Raw genomic sequence first — 2,137 nt, 5'->3', positions numbered from 1 at the left:
ACCACCGTCCTGGCCCTCTGCTCGCTCACGGTCCTGGTTCCCCTGTACGTGACTGTCTCCATGGCCTTCAAAACCACCGCGCAGGCCGTCGACGGAAACGCCTTCTCGCTGCCGGGCCCTTGGAGCCTGGACGGCTTTGCCCAGGCCTGGACCCTGACGAACTTCCCGCGCAGTTTCGCCGTCTCGGTGGGTGTTGCTGCGCTCAGCGTGGCAGGCACCATCATTCTGAGCGCCCTGGCAGCCTTTGCGATCTCCCGCAACTGGGACCGCAAACTGTTCCGTTGGTCGTTTTTCTACCTTCTGGCGGCCATGTTCCTGCCCTTCCCGGTGGTGGCGCTGTCCCAAGTGAGCCTGAGCGGCATGGTCCATCTGGACAATCCCGTGGGCGTGGTCATTCTGCACATCATGTTCCAGTTGTCTTTCAGCGTCATGCTGTTCACAGCATTTCTGCGTTCCATTCCGACCGAACTCGAAGAAAGTGCCCGTATTGACGGGGCCAGCACAGGGCAGGTGTTCTGGCGGCTGATCTTCCCGCTCCTGGCACCCATGAGTGCCACCGTGGGGATCTTCGCGTTCCTGGCCTCCTGGAACGACTACATGATGCCCGCCCTCATCGTTTCGAACCCCGCACTGCAGACGCTGCCCGTATTGCAGCAGATGTTCCAAACCCAGTTCAGCAACAACTACAACGTGTCCTTTGCGTCCTACCTCATGGCCATGGCGCCGTCGATTATCGTGTATTTGCTTGCGCAGCGCTGGGTGATGTCAGGCCTGACCCAGGGCGCAATCAAGTAAATCCTTGCCTCAGTCCCCCCATCGAGAACAGGAGAAAACCCTTCCATGGCCGAAACCCTGAAGTCCCCGTCCACCTTGTCCACTTCGGATGCCAACTGGTGGCGGCAGGCCTCCGTCTACCAGATCTATCCGCGCGGCTTCGCCGACTCCAACGGAGACGGACTGGGTGACCTGCCCGGAGTGACCTCCCGGGTCCCGTACCTGAAGGCCCTGGGCATCGACGGCGTCTGGCTGAGCCCCTTCTACCCCTCCGCCCTGGCCGATGGCGGCTACGATGTGGACGACTACCGCAACGTGGACCCCCGCCTCGGTACCCTGGATGACTTCGACGAAATGGCCGCGGCCCTGCACGCCGCTGGCATCCGCCTCATCGTCGACATCGTCCCGAACCACTCCTCCAATCGCCATGCCTGGTTTCAGGAAGCCCTGGCAGCGGCAAAAGGCTCCCCGGCACGGGAACGCTACATTTTCCGCGACGGGCTCGGACCCAACGGTGAACTGCCGCCATCGGACTGGACGGCAGCCTTCGGCGGCCCCGGCTGGACACGGGTCAGCGACGGGCAGTGGTACCTGCACACTTTCACCCCGGAGCAACCCGACTTCAACTGGGACAACCAGGACGTACGCGAGGATTTCCTGATCACCTTGCGTTTCTGGGCCGACCGCGGCGTGGACGGCTTCCGCGTCGACGTCGCCAACCTGCTGGTCAAAGACCTCTCCGCCGACCTGCCCAGCGAAGCCGAACTGGCTGCCATGGACCGCACGTCCGGCACCCACCCGCTCATGGACCGTGACGAGGTCCACGAAATCTACGCCGAATGGCGGAAAGTCTTCAACGAATACACCCCGCCGCGTTGCGCGGTGGCCGAGGCCTGGGTCGAAACTCTCGAGCGGCGCGCAAAGTACGCATCTTCGGAGGGCCTGGGGCAGGCGTTCAGCTTCGACCTGCTCGTCGCCGATTTCGACGCGGGCCAGTTCCGCCAGATCATCACCGACAACCTCGAACAGGTGCGGCTGACAGGTTCGACCTCCACCTGGGTGTTCTCCAACCACGACGTCACACGCCATGCCACCCGTTACGGCTTGCCGCCGTTGAACGGGCGGAACGTCAAGCAGGGCGTCGAATGGGTTAAGGCCGGCGGTCCGGCCGATAAAATCGACGTCGACCGCGGGATCCGCAGGGCCAAAGCCGCGACAATGCTCATGCTCGCCCTCCCGGGCGCCGCCTACCTGTACCAGGGCGAGGAGCTTGGCCTGCACGAGGTCGCGGCCATCCCCGCTGAACAGCGTCAGGACCCCTCGTTCTTCCGCGGTGCCGAGTATGACGGACTCGGCCGGGATG

Annotated in this window: 2 protein-coding genes; both read left to right on the top strand. The window is 63.5% G+C overall.

All coding sequences use genetic code 11. The features are described 5' to 3' along the window. Positions 1-795, top strand: a 795-nt coding sequence (locus AHiyo1_RS22250) for a carbohydrate ABC transporter permease (protein ID WP_059390032.1), incomplete at its 5' end; no start/stop codon positions are given. A gap of 45 nt (positions 796-840) precedes the next feature. Then, on the top strand, positions 841-2,137 hold a 1,297-nt coding region (locus AHiyo1_RS22245), incomplete at its 3' end, for a glycoside hydrolase family 13 protein (protein WP_059390031.1).

It is taken from the genome of Arthrobacter sp. Hiyo1 (assembly GCF_001263615.2).
GTDB lineage: Bacteria > Actinomycetota > Actinomycetes > Actinomycetales > Micrococcaceae > Arthrobacter.
This window is presented reverse-complemented; position numbering and strand designations above follow the sequence as displayed.